General features: G+C 66.0%; 14 protein-coding genes. 8 read left to right on the top strand and 6 right to left on the bottom strand.

The annotated features are described in order from the left end of the window. Nucleotides 1–4 precede the first annotated feature (4 nt). The 5 genes from MKK62_RS01155 to MKK62_RS01135 all read right to left on the bottom strand — a co-directional run bounded on the left by MKK62_RS01155 (nt 5) and on the right by MKK62_RS01135 (nt 6,898). Nucleotides 5–1,372: a cytochrome P450 gene (locus MKK62_RS01155; protein WP_240262794.1), complete on the bottom strand. Its 1,368-nt coding sequence runs from the start codon at nt 1,370–1,372 to the stop codon at nt 5–7. Nucleotides 1,373–1,565: 193 nt separating this feature from the next. After that, nucleotides 1,566–3,224: an ABC transporter family substrate-binding protein gene (locus MKK62_RS01150; protein WP_240262795.1), complete on the bottom strand. Its 1,659-nt coding sequence runs from the start codon at nt 3,222–3,224 to the stop codon at nt 1,566–1,568. Continuing rightward, nucleotides 3,217–5,049 carry a dipeptide ABC transporter ATP-binding protein gene (locus tag MKK62_RS01145; protein WP_240262796.1) on the bottom strand — a complete coding sequence of 611 codons (1,833 nt, stop codon included), beginning with the start codon at nt 5,047–5,049 and terminating at the stop codon, nt 3,217–3,219. Before MKK62_RS01145 ends, MKK62_RS01150 begins: the two co-directional genes overlap by 8 nt. After that, entirely contained in the window at nt 5,046–5,924 is an 879-nt protein-coding gene (locus MKK62_RS01140; protein WP_240262797.1) for an ABC transporter permease, read from the bottom strand. Before MKK62_RS01140 ends, MKK62_RS01145 begins: the two co-directional genes overlap by 4 nt. Continuing rightward, nucleotides 5,921–6,898, bottom strand: coding sequence for an ABC transporter permease (locus tag MKK62_RS01135; protein WP_240263884.1), 978 nt, complete (start codon nt 6,896–6,898; stop codon nt 5,921–5,923). Before MKK62_RS01135 ends, MKK62_RS01140 begins: the two co-directional genes overlap by 4 nt. Nucleotides 6,899–7,001: 103 nt before the next feature. Here MKK62_RS01135 and MKK62_RS01130 point away from each other — a divergent pair, with 103 nt between their 5' ends. The 6 genes from MKK62_RS01130 to MKK62_RS01105 all read left to right on the top strand — a co-directional run bounded on the left by MKK62_RS01130 (nt 7,002) and on the right by MKK62_RS01105 (nt 12,632). Further along, nucleotides 7,002–7,493 (top strand): beta-class carbonic anhydrase, encoded by a 492-nt coding sequence (locus tag MKK62_RS01130; protein ID WP_240262798.1) that lies wholly within the window; start codon nt 7,002–7,004, stop codon nt 7,491–7,493. A gap of 95 nt (nt 7,494–7,588) precedes the next feature. Continuing rightward, nucleotides 7,589–8,428 carry a hypothetical protein gene (locus tag MKK62_RS01125; protein WP_240262799.1) on the top strand — a complete coding sequence of 280 codons (840 nt, stop codon included), beginning with the start codon at nt 7,589–7,591 and terminating at the stop codon, nt 8,426–8,428. 190 nt (nt 8,429–8,618) lie between these two features. Continuing rightward, on the top strand, nt 8,619–9,542 hold the full coding sequence (cysD, locus tag MKK62_RS01120) for a sulfate adenylyltransferase subunit CysD (RefSeq protein WP_240262800.1): 924 nt from the start codon (nt 8,619–8,621) through the stop codon (nt 9,540–9,542). Continuing rightward, nucleotides 9,542–11,395, top strand: coding sequence for an adenylyl-sulfate kinase (cysC, locus tag MKK62_RS01115; RefSeq protein WP_240262801.1), 1,854 nt, complete (start codon nt 9,542–9,544; stop codon nt 11,393–11,395). Before cysD ends, cysC begins: the two co-directional genes overlap by 1 nt. After that, nucleotides 11,392–12,120 (top strand): 3'(2'),5'-bisphosphate nucleotidase CysQ, encoded by a 729-nt coding sequence (locus MKK62_RS01110; RefSeq protein ID WP_240262802.1) that lies wholly within the window; start codon nt 11,392–11,394, stop codon nt 12,118–12,120. Before cysC ends, MKK62_RS01110 begins: the two co-directional genes overlap by 4 nt. A 29-nt stretch (nt 12,121–12,149) precedes the next feature. Further along, a complete protein-coding gene (locus MKK62_RS01105) occupies nt 12,150–12,632 on the top strand; it encodes an Rrf2 family transcriptional regulator (protein WP_240262803.1) in 483 nt (160 codons plus the stop codon). Here MKK62_RS01105 and MKK62_RS01100 read toward each other — a convergent pair. Continuing rightward, nucleotides 12,629–13,018 (bottom strand): VOC family protein, encoded by a 390-nt coding sequence (locus tag MKK62_RS01100; protein ID WP_240262804.1) that lies wholly within the window; start codon nt 13,016–13,018, stop codon nt 12,629–12,631. The two genes, MKK62_RS01105 and MKK62_RS01100, sit on opposite strands and share 4 nt — an antisense overlap. Before the next feature lie 77 nt (nt 13,019–13,095). Between MKK62_RS01100 and MKK62_RS01095 the strand changes: the two genes are divergently transcribed. Next, entirely contained in the window at nt 13,096–13,980 is an 885-nt protein-coding gene (locus MKK62_RS01095) for an LLM class flavin-dependent oxidoreductase (RefSeq protein ID WP_240263885.1), read from the top strand. Then, entirely contained in the window at nt 13,973–14,359 is a 387-nt protein-coding gene (locus MKK62_RS01090; protein ID WP_240262805.1) for a DUF2237 family protein, read from the top strand. The genes MKK62_RS01095 and MKK62_RS01090 overlap by 8 nt, the downstream gene beginning before the upstream one ends. Nucleotides 14,360–14,467: the final 108 nt, after the last annotated feature.

Raw genomic sequence — 14,467 nt, 5'->3', positions numbered from 1 at the left:
GCCTTTAGCGCCGCGCGTCGACGCGCGCCGGAATCGGCCCCGCCGCGACAGTGGTGCACGGTGACGACAGCGGGAAGTCGTTGTCCATCGACCGAATCCGCACCGACCGGATGATGGTAGCCAGCGCGAGCGTCGTCACGAGCATCGCAAAGTGCTCGCCGATGCACGACCGCGGCCCGGCGGCGAATGGAATGAATTGCCATCTGTCGCGGCCGGCGGAGTTCTTCGGGCTGAACCGATCGGGATCGAAGACCAGCGGGTGCTCCCACAGAGCCGAATCGCGGTGCAGCGCGTTGATTCCGACGGCGACGATAGTGCCCGCCTCGATTCGGTAGCCGTCCACCGCGATGTCTTCCAACGCCACCCTGCCGACGCCCGCCGCCGGCGGGCACAGTCGCAACGACTCGTTGATCACCTGCGCGGTGTACGTCAGCCGCGGAACATCGCCGGGCGTCAGCTCACGATCACCGATCGCGGCAACCTCGGCAGCTACCCGATCTTGCATCTCGGGATGGTGCCCCAACTGCCACAGGGCGTAGGTCAACATCGTCGCAGTGGTGTCGTGGCCGGACAGCATGAAGATCAGCAGCTCGCTGCAGATGTCCTTGTCGGACAGCGGCCGCCCGCTGTCGGGGTCGGCCGCCGCGATCAACGCGTGAACCAGCGGCGCATCGCGGGCCGGGTCCGCCCGGCACGCCCGAAGGATCTCCATGGTGGCCCGCTTCATCGTCGCGACCGCTTTGCGAGCGCGACGCCGCGACGGCGTCGGCAGCCACCGCGGCGCACGCATCGGCCGCAGAGCCCGATCGGTCGCGTAACGCGATGCCACGTGCATGTTCGCCGCGATCTCGTCACCGAAGTCGTTGACGTCGATACCGAGAATCGAGCGGCCGAGCGACCGCATGGCGAGTCGACGGCACTCGGCGTCGAGGTCGATGTCGCGAGAGGCACACCACTCACCGGCAGACGCCTGCGCCGCTTCCGTCATGTGCCGGCCGAAACTCTCCACGCTCTGCTTGGTGAACACCGGCTGCAGTGCGCGTCGGCGCGGAGCCCATTCTCGGTTGGGCAGCACAAACAGGTTGTCGCCCGCGACGTTTCGGATCTCCTGATGAATCTGGCAGCGCTCGGTGAGGCCGTCAGTGCGACCCAGCACGTCGCGCACTCCGCTGGGCGAGGTGACCAGCACCAGGGCCGGGGAGACGAACTTGGGCAGTGGCTCGAAGCGGGTTACCGGTCCACCAGCCTCGCTCAACAACGGCAGGCCGGTGTGCAGGGCCCGCGCCGCCGACAGCGCCCGCAAAATAGGCAGCGGGTTCTTCGGCGCAAGCGGAAGGGCTTTGGCGTCAAGTGCGTCGATCGTGGCGGTCATCAACACCAAGAATTATCGTCCACCTGGCAGATCACAAGTTTTTACGCTTATTTGCTGACAGTGGTTCAATAACCCAGCGGATCTGATAATGCCGCCCACGCGGTTGGGCATTTGGGCTCAGCGGCCAATGCCGCGTACACCGGCCGCAGAGCCCGTGCCGACACCCGTTCGACCACGCACGTCGTTCTGGCCGTCAGCGCATGAACCCGATCGCGGTGTAGTCGAGGTCGGCCAACCCGGCCGCGCCGAAGTTGGCCAGGGAACTGTTCACCGCGACATTGCCGGGGGACTGCACCAAAGGCAGGCTGAATCCCTCGGCCCAGATCAGCGTGTCGACGTCATTGGCCAGCACCCGCGCCTTGACCGGGTCCAGCTCCTGGAGTGTCTGCTCGATCTTGGCGTCGATTTCTGGGCTGCCGATCTTGCCGAAGTTGCTCTCCCCGGTGGACGCATAAATCTGCGTCAGTGCCGACAACGGGAACGCATCGCCCATCCAACCGAATTGGGCGATGTCGAACGAGCCGACGTTGATGTAGTTGGTGAAAAACCCGCTGCCGGCCTTGGCCATCAGCTCGAGCTTCACCCCGATCTGCGCGAGGCTGTGCTGTGCGATCAGACCGAACTGTCGGCTGGTCTGTGCGTCATAGAACAGATCGCGCACGACCAGTTGCTTGCCGTCCTTTTCGCGGAACTGCCCGTTGAGCTTCCAGCCCAGCGCATCCAAGTCACGCTTGGCCTTCTCCGGGTTGTAGGCGACTACGCCGCTGTTGTCCTGGTAGCCCTGTTGGCCTTCGACGTAGATGTGGTTGTTCAACGCAGCCGGGTGGCTGTTGAGCCCGTGCTGGGTGACCGCCGCGATGCTCTGCCGATCGATGCCCTCGGCGACGGCGCGGCGCAACCCCGGGTCGGCCAGGATCGAGCCCTTGGCACCGTTGAACGTGAAGTGATACCAGCTCGGTGTCGGCGCCCGGCGGATCGAAACGCCCTTGGTGCGACGGGCGATCGTCATCTGGTCCAGCCCGGACAGTCCTGTCGCGTCGATGGCCTTGTTCTGCAGCGCGGGCAGCCGCGCCGAGTCGTCGAGCACCAAGAACGTGATTCGGTCCAGCCGAGGCCGCTCACCCCACCATTTCGGGTTGCGCGTCAACGTGATTCGTTGCTTGGTCCGATCCAGCGACGAGACAACGAACGGGCCGGCCGACGGGCCCGGACCGGACAGCTGCCCGGTGTTGAACGCGTCGGCGGTGGCGGTCATCTTCTTGGGCAGCAGCATGGTGTTGCCGGCGAACATGCCGCGCCACTCCGCGTAGGGTTTGGCGAAGGTGACGATGGCCTGCTGGTCGTTGACGCCCCGGGTCACCGACTTGACCCGCTCGCTGCCGTTGGTGCCGGCGATCGCGAAGCTCTTGTCCGCCCCACTGGTGGCGTGGATTTGGCTGGCGATATCTTCCCAGCTCAGCGGGGTGCCGTCGGACCACCTTGCCTTCGGATTGATGGTGTAGGTGACGACTTGCGGGTTGGTGCCGGTGAGTTCGACGCTGCTGAAGTAATCGGTGTCGACGGTGGTGGAACCGTCCGCCGCGATCACGAACGCCCGCGGCATGGTCGCCTTCAGCATCCCGCCGACATCGGCGGAGTTGCCGTCGATGTGCAAAGTGTTGAAGTTGGACGGGAATTCGGTCAGCGCGAGCCGCAGATCGCCGCCGTCGCGCAGCGACGCCGGGTTTTGCGGGTTGATGTCGCTGGTCGCGCCGACGGCCGTGGCAGGGTCGGACGGCGCGAGTTCGGCACCCGACGAGCAGCCGGCTATCAGACCGACCGCGAGGGCCAAAGCCACTATGCGGTTAGCCATGAGCCGAATCCGGTTGCGGCACGGCGGCAAGAAGCCGCTGCGTATATTCGTGTTGCGGCCGGTGGAAGATCTCGTCGCTTTCGCCTTGCTCGACAATCGCGCCTCGCAGCATCACCACGACGTCGTGCGCCATGTGCTTGACCACTGAAAGATTGTGGGAAACAAACAGATACGACAGACCAAACTCCTGCTGCAGGTCGAGCAGCAGGTTGAGGATGCCGGCCTGAATTGACACGTCGAGGGCGGAGACCGGCTCGTCGAGGGCAAGGATCTTGGGCCGCAGCGCCAGCGCCCGCGCGATCCCGATCCGTTGCTTCTGCCCACCGGAGAACTCCGCCGGATAACGGGCGGCATCGCTACGCCGAAGCCCGACGGTGTCCAACATTTCGGCAACGCGAGCGTGTGTGTCGGCCTTGCCGAAGCCGTTGGCGTGCAACGGCTCGGCCAACAGTTCGAACACCGGCAGCCGCGGATCCAGCGCCGCCGCCGGGTCCTGGAAGATCACCTGGATGTCGCGCCGCACCGCTCGGCGGCCCACCGCGTTCAGCCCGGCGACATCCTTGCCCAGTAGTTCAATCGATCCTGACTGCGGCGCAACCAGTTCGAGGATCTGGTGCAGCGTGGTCGACTTGCCCGACCCCGACTCACCGACGATGCCCAGCGTGCGACCCTGCCGCAGTTCGAAGCTGATGCCGTCGACCGCGCGGACTTCGCCGACACTGCGGCGCAACAACACGCCCTTGGTCAACGGATAGGTCTTGACCAGATCGCGGACCCGCACGACGATCGGCTGTTCGTCGTGCGGCAACGCCCCGGCCTCGGTGCTGACCCCGTACACGTCAGCTGCGGCGCGCCCGACGACGTGCTCGGTCCGGATGCAGGCCGCATAGTGGTCGGGTGCGACCGGCAGCAATTCCGGTTCCGCACTGAGGCATTCGTCGACCACGAGCGGGCAGCGCGGCGCGAACGGGCAGCCTGGCTCCAGCGCCGTCAGCGACGGCGGAGCACCAGGAATCGGCACCAGCCTGGTGCCCTGCGGTGCATCCAGCCGTGGAACCGAGCCCAAAAGACCAACCGTATAGGGCATTCGGCGGTCCCGGTAGACGTCGTTGACCGCGGCCGATTCGACGATCCGACCGGCGTACATCACCAGTGCCCGGTCGGCGAATTCGCCGACTACGCCCAGGTCATGCGTGATCAGCAGCACCCCCGCGCCGGTCACGTCGCGGGCGGTCTTGAGCACGTCGAGGATCTGCGCCTGCACGGTCACATCGAGTGCGGTGGTCGGCTCGTCACAGATCAACAGGTCGGGATCGTTCGCGATCGCGATCGCGATAACAACGCGCTGCCGCTCGCCACCCGAAAGTTCGTGAGGGAACGCACGGGCACGCTTTTCCGGTTGCTTGATGCCGACCAGCTCGAGCAACTCGACCGCGCGCTGACGGGCGGTGCGTCTCCCGGTGCGCCGGTGCACCTCGATGGCCTCGGCGATCTGATCACCGACGGTGTAGACCGGCGTCAGCGCTGACATCGGGTCCTGGAACACCATGCCGACCGAGTTGCCGCGATAGCGCGACATCGCGCCGTCGGGCAGGCCGATCAGTTCGGTGCCCTGCAACCGCACCGACCCGCGGACGTCGGCGTAGTCGGGAAGCAGGGAGACGACCGCCATGGCCGCCGTCGACTTCCCGGAGCCGGATTCGCCGACAATTGCCACCACCTCGCCGGTGTCGACGTGAAAGTCGATGCCGCGCACAGCCTTCAATGACGGTCCCTCGGTGGCGAAGCTCACTGCCAGGTTGCGGACGTCGAGTAGCCGGCTCACGGACGCCCACCCCGGGAAGCCGGGTCGAGCGCGTCACGCAGACCGTCACCGGTCACGTTGGCGCACACCAGGATCAGCACCAGCACGCCGGCGGGGAACAGGAACACCCACGGGAACGTCGTCGCCGACTGGGTGCCGTCGGCGATCAGTGTGCCCAGCGACACGTCCGGCGGCTGGATACCGAAGCCGAGGAAACTTAGCCCGGTCTCGGCGAGGATGGCCACCGCGACGTTCAGCGCCGTGTCGATGATCAGGATCGAGGCCACGTTCGGCACCACATGATGGGTGATGATCCGCCAGCTCGGCACCCCCATATATCGTGCGGCACGGATGAATTCGCGCTCGCGCAGGCTCATCGTCATGCCGCGCACCATGCGTGAGCTGACCATCCAGCCGAATCCCGACAGCAGCAGCACCAGCACGAGCACGTTGCCGGAGCTCTTGGTGCGTGGCGTCAGGATCATGATCAGCAGGAACGCCGGCACCACCAGCATGAGGTCGACGAACCACATCAGCGCACGATCACGCCAGCCACCGAAGTAGCCGGAGATCGATCCCACGGTCGCGGCGATGCCGGTGGAGATCACCGCCACGCAGACCGCGATCAGCATCGACTTCTGCATGCCGCGCAGGGTCTGGGCCAGCAGGTCCTGGCCAAGGGCGTTGGTGCCCAACCAGTGTCGCGCACTCGGCGGCTGCAGCAGCGCATCGAAGTCCAGGTCGCTGTAGGAGTAGGGCAGAAACGACGGCACTGTGTAGCAGCCGACGAACAACACCACCAGCACCACCACCGACGCCACCGCCGAGCGGCGCCGCAGGAAGCGACGCAGCACCAACGTCCGTCGCGACGCGAATTCGGGCGCGATGCTGGTCATGACACCCGCACCCGCGGATCGAGCGCGGCGTAAATGACGTCAGAAAGCAGACCCGCCAACAACACCACCGACCCGGCGAACACCGTGATCGCCGCGACGATGTTGGTGTCCTGGGTAGCGACTCCCTGGACCATCCATTCGCCCATGCCGTGCCAGCCGAAGATCTTCTCGACGAACACCGCACCGGTCACCAATCCGGCTACGCCGTAGGCGAATAGCGTCGCAAGCGGGATCAGCGCCGTGCGCAACCCGTGCTTAACCAACGCGCGGCGCCGGCTCAGGCCCTTGGCCCGGGCGGTGCGGATGAAGTCCTGGCCGAGTACGTCGAGCATCGCGTTGCGCTGATACCGGCTGAACCCCGCCGCAGTGCCGAGCATCAGCGTGAGCGTCGGTAACACTAAGTGCTGCAGGCGATCCACCAGCCGCGCCCCGGTGCCGTCGATCAGGGCGGGCGAGGTTTCGCCGGTGTATTGGAACAGCTGCCAGCCGAGCGCCCAGTTGACCCGCAGCGCCCCGAGGATCAGCAGGTTGGCGATCACGAAGGTCGGGGCCGAGAGCACCAGCAGCGACAGCATCGTGATGACGCGGTCGCTGATGCGGTATTGCCGGATCGCGCCCCACGCGCCCAGTATCACCCCGATGACAGTGCCGCCCACCGAGCCGATCAGCAGCAGCCGAAGGCTGACGCCGATCCGCCGCCACAGTTCACCCGACACCGGTTGACCGGTGATCGTCGAGCCGAAGTCGCCGCGTACCGCGTGCGACACCCAATCCGCATAGCGCAGGGGGATGGGCTTGTTCAGCCCGAGTTGCGCCGCCTTGGCGTCGATCACGGCCTGCGGCGGTCGCGGGCTGCGCTGCATCAGGCTTTCCAGCGGCGAGAACGCCACCGATGTCAGGCAGAACGTCAAAAACGACGCGAGCGCCAACAGGACCACGTAGTTCGCCAGCCGACGCGCCAGAAACCGAGTCATGCCTACCGGCCCCGCCCCTGTCGCATCCGCCCAGAGTAAGAGATTGCGATCCAATTGATCGGGACCGGTGACCCGACGGACGTGCCGTCGTAGCGTGGAGGCGGTGACGGTCACCGACGACTACTTGGCCAACAACGCCGAATACGCGAAGTCCTTCCACGGTCCGCTCCCGCTGCCCCCGAGCAAGCACGTCGCCGTCCTCGCCTGCATGGACGCCCGGCTCGACGTCTATCGCGTCCTGGGCATCAACGAGGGCGAATCGCACGTCATCCGCAATGCCGGCGGTGTGGCCACCGACGACGCGATCCGGTCGCTGGCCATCAGCCAGCGGCTGCTGGGAACCACCGAGATCATCCTGATCCACCACACCGACTGCGGGATGCTGACCTTCACCGACGACGAGTTCAAGCGCACGATCCAGGACGAGATCGGCGTCAAGCCGCCGTGGTCGCCCGAGGCCTTCCCCGACCTCGCCGAGGACGTCCGCCAATCGTTGCGCCGCATCGAGAACAGCCCGTTCGTCACCAAGCACACGTCGCTGCGCGGATTCATCTTCGACGTCGCCACCGGAAAGCTCGACGAGGTCACCACTTAGCTCGTCGAGTGTGAAACCTCTGCGACGATCTGGCCTGGAAATCGCAGCAGCTTCACTCTCGACGGCTTGTCGGTCGGGTAGAGCACGATCGCGGGATGGACGAAGCGTTCATCGGCAGTGAAGCAATCGCCGCGGGCGCCCTGACGCCCTATCAGTTGCGCACGCGCTTCAACGCCGTCTACCGCGACGTCTACATCGCAGAAGGCGTCGAATTGTCGGCCGCCGCGCGGGCTCGCGCCGCCTGGCTGTGGTCGCAGCGACGCGGCGTGGTGGCGGGCCATTCCGCCTCGACCCTGCTCGGCGCGCGGTGGGTACGATCCGGGCGGCCCGCGGAGCTCATGCACGACAACCGTCACGCGCCGCCGCTCATCCACGTCTGGTCAGACCGCCTGGACGATGATGAGGTCACGGTGATCGATGGCGTGCCGGTGACCAACCAGGCGCGAACCGCCCTCGACCTCGCCCGTCGCTTCCCGGCCGATACGGCGGTTCCGGCGATCGACGCGCTGGCCAGGGCGACAAATCTGAAGATGGCCGACGTTGAACTGCTGGCCGACCGCTACCGAAGTCGACGAGGGATCCGGCGTGCTCGCGTTGCTTTGAGCCTCGCTGATCCCGGCGCCGAATCGCCTCGCGAGAGCTGGCTGCGGCTGGTCCTGATCCGGGCGGGCTTTCCCGTCCCGCAAACTCAGATCCCGGTACGAGACGAATACGGCCAACTCGTCGCGGAACTCGACATGGGTTGGGAACACCTCAAACTGGCAGTCGAATACGACGGCTACCAGCACTGGACTGATCGTCGGCAATTCCGCAGGGACATCACACGAGCCGAGGCGTTGCGCGATCTCGGCTGGATCAACGTGCGAGTAACGGCGGACGACACCGAAGGTGGCGTAATCGGCCGCGTTTCACGGGCGTGGAATCACCGAGTGTGAAACTGCCGCGAAAACGCGGCCGACTGTTCGCAGTTTCTTCACACTCGACGCAGCAAGAGCGGGGCGGGGGCTAGGCGCAGCACGCGCTCGCAGGAAGTCGTTGACAGCGTACTGCCAGACTGGTTTCATACTCGGTAATGTGTGTAATCCTGACCAAATCTACCTACTTTACCGAGAATCGGGGAGGCCGATGACCACCCAAGAGGCTCCCGCGGCCGGGCAGTACGAGCTCAGCCACCTTCGCTCGCTGGAGGCCGAGGCGATCCACATCATCCGCGAGGTTGCGGCCGAGTTCGAGCGGCCGGTGCTGCTGTTCTCCGGCGGCAAGGACTCGATCGTGATGCTGCACCTGGCGCTGAAGGCGTTCCGGCCCGGCCGCCTGCCGTTTCCGGTGATGCACGTCGACACCGGCCACAACTTCGATGAGGTGATCGCCGCCCGCGACGAGCTGGTCGCCGAGACCGGGGTGCGGTTGGTGATCGCGAAGGTCCAGGACGACATCGACGCCGGACGGGTGGTGGAGACCATTCCGTCGCGTAATCCGCTGCAGACCGTGACGCTGCTGCGCGCAATCCGGGAGAACAAGTTCGACGCCGCGTTCGGCGGCGCCCGCCGCGACGAAGAAAAGGCGCGCGCCAAGGAGCGGGTGTTCAGCTTCCGCGACGAGTTCGGCCAGTGGGATCCGAAGGCGCAGCGCCCCGAGCTGTGGAACATCTACAACGGCCGCCACCACAAGGGTGAGCACATCCGGGTGTTCCCGCTGTCGAACTGGACCGAGTTCGACATCTGGTCCTACATCGGCGCCGAGAAGATCAAGCTGCCGTCGATTTACTACGCCCACAAGCGCAAGGTTTTCCTGCGTGACGGCATGCTGCTGGCCGTCGACAGGCACCTGCAGCCGCGCGCCGACGAGAAGGTGATCGAGAAAACCGTCCGCTTCCGCACGGTCGGCGACGTGACCTGCACCGGCTGCGTGGAATCGACCGCCGCCACCGTCGCCGAAGTGGTCGCCGAGACGGCCGTCTCGCGTCTGACCGAGCGCGGCGCGACACGAGCCGACGATCGGATCTCCGAGGCCGGAATGGAAGACCGCAAGAGGCAGGGGTACTTCTGATGAGTGCGTCGACAACACTGTTGCGCATCGCGACCGCGGGGTCGGTCGACGACGGCAAGTCGACGCTGATCGGGCGTCTGCTGTATGACTCCAAGGCCGTCATGGACGACCAGTGGGCTTCGGTCGAACGTACGTCGAAGGACCGCGGCCACGAGTACACCGACCTGTCCCTGGTCACCGATGGCCTGCGCGCCGAGCGGGAACAGGGCATCACGATCGATGTGGCCTACCGCTACTTCGCCACTCCCAAGCGCAAATTCATCATCGCCGACACCCCCGGCCACATCCAGTACACCCGCAACATGGTGACCGGCGCATCGACCGCTCAGCTGGCGATCGTGCTGGTCGACGCCCGCCACGGACTGCTCGAGCAGTCCCGACGGCACACCTTCCTGGCGTCGCTGCTGGGCATCGAGCACATCGTGCTAGCGGTCAACAAGATGGACCTGATCGACTGGGACAAAGCGGCTTTCGAGGCGATCCGCGACGAGTTCTACGCCTTCGCCACCCGGCTCGACGTCAAAGACGTGCTGACCATCCCGATGTCGGCGCTACACGGCGACAACGTGGTCAGCAAGTCCGAGCACACCCCGTGGTACGACGGGCCGGCGCTGTTGTCACACCTCGAAGAGGTTTATGTCGCGGCAGATCGTAACCTCGTCGACGTCCGGTTCCCGGTGCAGTACGTCATCCGCCCGCAGACCAAAGAGCATCAGGATCACCGCAGCTATGCGGGCACGGTGGCGAGTGGCGTGATGCGTCCGGGCGACGATGTCGTCGTGCTGCCGACCGGAAAGCCCAGTCGCATCACGGCGATCGAGGGTCCTAATGGCCCTGTCGCAGAAGCGTTTCCGCCGATGGCTGTCTCGATCAGTCTTGCCGACGACATCGACATCTCCCGCGGCGACATGATCGCCCGGCCCGCCAACGCCCCGCGCGTCGCCCAGGAATTCGACGCGACGGTCTGCTGGATGGCCGACGCGGCGGCCCTGGAACCGGGCCGCGACTATCTGATCAAGCACACCACCCGAACCACCCGGGTCCGGGTCACCGCGCTGGACTACCGGCTCGATGTCAACACCCTGCGCCGAGACAAGGAAGCAACGGCGTTGCAGCTCAACGAACTCGGACGGGTATCGCTGCGATCCCAGGTGCCGCTGCTGCTCGACGAGTACACCCGCAACGCCAGCACCGGCTCCTTCATCCTGATCGACCCGCACACCAACGGGACGGTGGCCGCGGGCATGGTGCTGCGCGAGACGATGGCGCAGTCGGCGAGCCCCAACACCGTGCGGCACGCATCGCTGGTGACCGCGAAGGACCGGCTCACGCGCGGCCGCACGCTCTGGTTCACCGGCCTGTCGGCCTCCGGCAAGTCGTCGGTGGCAATGCTGGTTGAGCGTAAGCTGCTCGAAAAGGGTGTTCCCGCTTTCGTTCTGGACGGCGACAACCTGCGCCACGGCCTGAACGCCGACCTCGGCTTCAGCATGGCCGACCGCGCCGAGAACCTGCGGCGGCTGGCGCACGTGGCGGCGCTGATCGCGGACTCCGGACAGGTCGTGCTGGTACCGGCGATCAGCCCGCTGGAGGAACATCGCGAGCTGGCGCGCCGCGTGCATTCCGACGCCGGCCTGGACTTCGTCGAGATTTTCTGCGACACCCCGCTCGAGGACTGCGAGCGCCGAGACCCCAAAGGCCTCTACGCTAAAGCCCGGGCGGGTGAGATCACGCATTTCACCGGAATCGACAGCCCGTACCAGCGACCGAAGAATCCGGACCTGCGACTTGTGCCGGACCGCAATCTTGACGAGCTCGCGCAGCGCGTCATCGAATTGATCGAGGAAAGGCCATGACCGATCACGAGGTAGCCGCACGGCTGGCCACCGAAGCGGGCCGGCTGCTGCTGGGGGTTCGCGAGGAACTCGCCGATGGAACCGAGGCCGAACGAAAAGCTGCGGGCGACAAGCGGTCCCACGACTATTTGATAGCTGCGCTGGCCCGTGAACGGCACGACGACGCGGTGCTGTCCGAAGAGGGCGTGGACGACCCGATTCGGCTGAGCGCGCAGCGGGTGTGGATCGTCGACCCGTTGGACGGCACCCGGGAATTCTCCGAGCTCGGCCGCGACGACTGGGCCGTGCACGTCGCGCTGTGGCAGTCCGGTGACCTGGTGGCCGGCGCGGTGGCGCTTCCCGCGCAGGGCGTCACCTTGGCCACCCCGAATCCCACACCGCCACCGGCACATTCCGGCGAGCCGCGGATCGTGGTGTCACGGACCCGCCCGCCCACGATCGCCCTGCAGGTGCGCGAGCAGCTGAACGGCACGCTGGTCGAGATGGGCTCGGCGGGAGCGAAAGTCGCCGCGGTCATCCAGGGCCTGGCCGACGTTTACGTGCACGCGGGCGGTCAGTACGAGTGGGATTCGGCGGCGCCGGTCGCGGTGGCCCGCGCTGCGGGGCTGCACACGTCGCGCATCGACGGATCGCCGCTGGAGTACAACAGGGCTGATCCGAAGCTGCCCGACCTGGTGGTGTGCCGTCCCGAATTCGCAGCCGCGGTGCTCGCGGTCACCAGCTGAGACACGTCGGAATGGGAGAATCGCATTCCATGCGAATGTCGGCGAAGGCGGAGTATGCGGTGCGAGCGATGGTCGAACTGGCCACCGTCGAGGACGGCGTGCGAGTCACCACCGACGAACTTGCCAGTGCGCAAGGCATCCCACCCCAATTCCTGGTCGACATCCTGTCCGCCCTGAGGGCCGATCATCTCGTGCGTAGCCACCGGGGCCGCGACGGCGGCTACGAATTGTCCCGGCCCGGAACCCAAATCAGCATTGCCGACGTCCTGCGCTGCATCGACGGCCCACTGGCCAGCGTCCGCGACATCGGGCTCGGCGACCTGCCCTACTCCGGCCCGACTGCGGCGCTCACCGACGTCTGGCGGGCGCTGAGGGCCAGCATGCGTTCGGTGCTCGAGCAGACCAGCCTGGCCGACGTAGCGGCCGGAGCGCTGCCCGAGCACGTCAACCGGCTGGCCGCCGACTACCGCGACCAGGAAACCCTGCGCCGCGGGCCGCGCAGCGCCAGCTAACCGCCCGAGCCGTACGGGCGGGTCAGGATCTCCAGATAGTGGCCCGCCGGATCACGGAAATACACGCCGCGTCCGCCGTCGTTGGTGTTGAACTCGCCGGGCCGGCGACCGGCCGGATCCGCCCAGTGCTGCAGCCCGCGCGAGGAGATTTTGCCGTAAATCGCGTCGAAGTCGTCCTCGGACACCAGAAACGCATAGTGCTGCGGACGGATCTCTTCACCGGCAGCTACGTCGGCGTAGTCGAGGCTGGCGCCGTGCTCCAGGGCGGCCACCAAGAAATGACCGAACGGTTGGGGGGTGGGCAATCCGAACAACTCGCAGATGAATTCGGCCGATTCCCGCTTGTCGTGGGCGGCGACGATGGTGTGGTTGAACTCGATAGGCATCGTAGGTGATGCTGCCACGCTGATTGCGGCGGGAACAGGGCGGTCTGCATGCCAGAATCGCGATCGTGCGGATAGCGATGACCATGCCGGTCATGGAGCCGGATTTGAATGCCGGCGTACTGCGGGACTGGGCGCGCATCATCGACGACGGCCCGTTCTCGTCGTTGTGCTGGGGCGAGCGGATGGCTTTCGACAATCCCGAGACGTGCACGTTGATGGGCGCGTTGGCGGCCTGGACCGACCGGGTGCGACTGGTGACAACCGTGATCGTGCCGCAGTTGCACGATCCGGTGATGCTTGCCAAGGCGTTGGCGACCGGCGACATGATGAGCGGTGGACGGCTCACCGTCGGGCTGGGTGTCGGCGGGCGCGTCGAAGACTACGTCGCCGTCGGGGCGGATCCGTCGACGCAGACCATCCGCGGCTTGGCCGAGCGGATCGCGGTGATGAAGCGGGTCTGGGCCGGTGAGAAGGTCACCGAGTCGGTGCTGCCGGTCGGGCCGTTGCCGGCGCAGCCGGGCGGACCGCCGTTGCTGGTGGGCACCATCGGACCGAAGACGCTGCGCCACGCGGCGACCTGGGCCGACGGGTTGGCCGGGACGACGCTGGACCTCGACGTCGCCAAGCAGAACGAGTTGTTCGACGTCGCGCGCCACGCCTGGTCGGAGGCGGGCAAGTCGAAACCGCATCTGGCCACGTCGTTTTGGTTCGCTCTCGGCGACGCCGACGAGGCCCGCGCGCAGGTGCATCGGCATCTGCGGCGCTACATGAACTGGATACCGGCCGAGTACGTCGACGCCATGGCCCCGCACACCGGATTCGCCGGCAGCGACGACGACCTGGTCGCGCTGTTTCGCCGGTTCGAAGCCGTAGGCACCGACGAGATACAGCTCATCCCAACCAGTTCCGATCTCAATCAGCTCCGGCGGGTAGCCGAGTTGGTGGAGGCAATCGATGGCTGAACGCAACGTGTTGGGCGGCCCGCTGGAGCCGTGCGGCAGCGAACCGCTCACCGGCTTCTACCGGGACGGCTGCTGTTCGAGCGGACCGGAAGACATTGGCTTTCATACTATTTGCGCGGTGGTAACCGCGGAGTTCCTCGAACATCAGCGCGGCATCGGCAACAATCTCTCAACTCCCATGCCGCAGTTCAAGTTTCCCGGCCTGGTGCCCGGCGATCGATGGTGTGTGACCGCGAACAACTGGCTGCGGGCCTACCGTGACGGTTGCGCAGCTCCAGTGGTGTTGGCCTGTACACACGAGCGCACCCTGGACATCGTGCCGCTCGAAGCCTTGCAGGAGCACGCCGTTGACGTGCCCGACGATCTCGGCAGCCTGTAGTTATTGATACGCGCGCACTTTGGCGCCTACTATGAGCGCAATGTCCCAAACTGAATAGTTTCACGGCATCCCAATGCCCTCAGCAATTGGAGAATCATGAAGCCGTCA

The sequence above is a fragment of the Mycobacterium paraterrae genome (assembly GCF_022430545.2).
GTDB classification, from domain to species: Bacteria; Actinomycetota; Actinomycetes; order Mycobacteriales; family Mycobacteriaceae; genus Mycobacterium; species Mycobacterium paraterrae.
Note: the sequence above shows the minus strand (reverse complement) of the source record. Positions and strands in the feature narration are given on the sequence as shown.